Origin of the sequence: Candidatus Frankia alpina (assembly GCF_902806485.1) — a bacterium.
Lineage (GTDB): Bacteria > Actinomycetota > Actinomycetes > Frankiales > Frankiaceae > Frankia > Frankia alpina.
On the sequence record NZ_CADCWT010000438.1, the window covers coordinates 1 to 1,939 of the forward strand.

At 66.2% G+C, this 1,939-nt stretch carries 3 protein-coding genes and 1 pseudogene; 2 read left to right on the forward strand and 2 right to left on the reverse strand.

Annotated features, from left to right (window positions below; genetic code table 11):
* Positions 1–82 precede the first annotated feature (82 nt).
* Positions 83–256: pseudogene (locus tag G6R25_RS23720) on the reverse strand (helix-turn-helix domain-containing protein); the annotation flags it as partial.
* A gap of 255 nt (positions 257–511) precedes the next feature.
* Here G6R25_RS23720 and G6R25_RS29220 point away from each other — a divergent pair.
* Both G6R25_RS29220 and G6R25_RS32130 read left to right on the forward strand, forming a co-directional pair.
* The gene (locus G6R25_RS29220; RefSeq protein WP_268904209.1) at positions 512–778 is read left to right on the forward strand and encodes a winged helix-turn-helix transcriptional regulator; all 267 of its coding nucleotides are present in this window, start codon (positions 512–514) and stop codon (positions 776–778) included.
* Positions 751–900 carry a winged helix-turn-helix transcriptional regulator gene (locus tag G6R25_RS32130; protein WP_268904210.1) on the forward strand — a complete coding sequence of 50 codons (150 nt, stop codon included), beginning with the start codon at positions 751–753 and terminating at the stop codon, positions 898–900. Before G6R25_RS29220 ends, G6R25_RS32130 begins: the two co-directional genes overlap by 28 nt.
* 405 nt (positions 901–1,305) lie before the next feature.
* On the opposite strand, the gene G6R25_RS23730 is transcribed toward G6R25_RS32130, so the two are convergent.
* The coding region (locus G6R25_RS23730; RefSeq protein WP_163554632.1) for a uridine kinase family protein at positions 1,306–1,939 on the reverse strand (634 nt) is incomplete at its 5' end.

The following is a 1,939-nucleotide window of genomic DNA, read 5'->3' on the forward strand; positions in this document are numbered from 1 at the left end:
CTCACACCCCGCAACAATTACCCAACCTCACAAATCGACGCCGGGAATGGCTCAATGCGTCGGCCAGCTAGCCGCACGCGACCCGCGCCGCGGTCAACTGCCGATTCCACGCGGCGTAACCGGGAGCGGGGCCACGCCGCGGATTCCACCACGACTGCTGCTCCACACACAGGTTCCACACGAACCGCGCATGCCCGCAATGCACAAGAAGAACCTCCTCCTGCGCCACGCCGGGATACAACCGGAACCTCGACACAAACCAATTCTAGCCCAACAACAGGACCGTGGAGAAGATGGGCCTGAGATTTCCCGGACAACCAGGCCCCCCGCATCACCGAAACCGCCAAAGAAGACGGCTGTTCCCCGGACAGGGAAATCATCCACCTGTTACGTGCTGCGTTCGCACGGCGGTTCACCTGACGGCGAACCGCCTACCCCTGCCCCACTCCGCGGGTGCGGGGAGCCGGATTCCTCCCCGCCCTGAAGGCCAGGGCATCCACCGGAATTCTCGGTGCCCGCTGCCCGCGGAGACTCGTTCTCCCCCGGCTGCCCGACGCGCCGACTGCTCGACCGGATCGGGACCAAGTGGGTCTCGATGGTCGTCAAGCTGCTCGCCGAGGCGGCTCCGGGCGAGCTGCGGTTCAGCGAGCTGCACCGCTGCATGCCCGGGGTATCGCAGAAGATGCTGCCGCACACCCTGCAGGGCCCCTGGTTGCCGATGGCCTGGGGGCGCGGCGCGTGCAGTACACAGTGCCGCCGAGCGTCTACTACTCGCTGACCGGTCTCGGACGCTCCCTGAACGAGCCGCTCGCGGCCCTGCGGGACTGGGCTGAAACGCACATGCCGGCGATCGACGAACACCGCTCCGCGATCGCCACGCGGTTCCGCGGAACATCTTGATCGCCACGCGGTTCCGCGGAACATCTTGATCGCCACGCGGTTCCGCGGAACATCTTGATCGCCACGCGGTTCCGCGGAACATCTGGCCGGGGCCAGGGCCCCGGCGCCGGTGCCGAGGGGCTGGCCTGGCGAGGTGGGCCAGGTTCACGGCCCTCGCCTCGCTCGGCGGCCGCGAAGACGGCATGAGTCGGCTCTCGATGGACCCAAGGCTGCGAAGTCGCGTGGCCACGCAGGCGGCGACCGACGTACGTCATGAAGACGCGTGCGGGCCTACCCGCAGAAACAGCAATTTCCGTCAGGCGTTGACCGACGTGTCGTCGGCGTGGCCCGCGGTGTGTACGGCACTGCTGGTGCCGGCCTGAGAGGCCTCAACTTCGCTGTCGAGGCGAGATCGCCGTGAGCTGTTTAAACCACGGCGACGCGGAACACCGTTTCTACGTCGTCGACGACCGAGCTGTCGACGACCATCTGGGCGAAATGATCCGGCCGTTGCAGCGCCATATACTCATTCTCGGCCGGCATCCATTCGTTGACCCATTGATCACGCGACCCCTCCCCGTCCCGTTGTAGACCGCGAGCGAGGCGTAGTGCTGGTTCTGCCTGACAGAACACGGTGAAAGTGTAACAAGCGCGTAGCTTCCGCTCGAGGCAGTAGACGCCCTCGACAATGAGGGATGCACCGGCGGGGACCTGGATCCATTCGGCAAGATCGTCCTTGATCCAGTCATAGCGCTGATAGCGCAGTGCGGCGCCGGCCCCACCTGGAATGGCGACCTGGTCGGCGAGCCGAGGCAGATCGACCAGTGGGCCAATGGCGCCCCGCCGTTCAGTCCGCCGACTGGAGGGCAGGTAGAAGTCGTCGACATGCACGACGTGCGCGGAAGGGATGGCAGCCGCCAGCTGACCGGCCAGCGTGCTCTTGCCTGCGGCGCCTGGGCCGTCGATCCCGACGAGGACCCTCGGACGAGCCGCAGCGGCACGTATGATGCGCTCGGCCAGAACAGCGATATCCACGGTGTCGGCTGCGGTCATGTTAGTT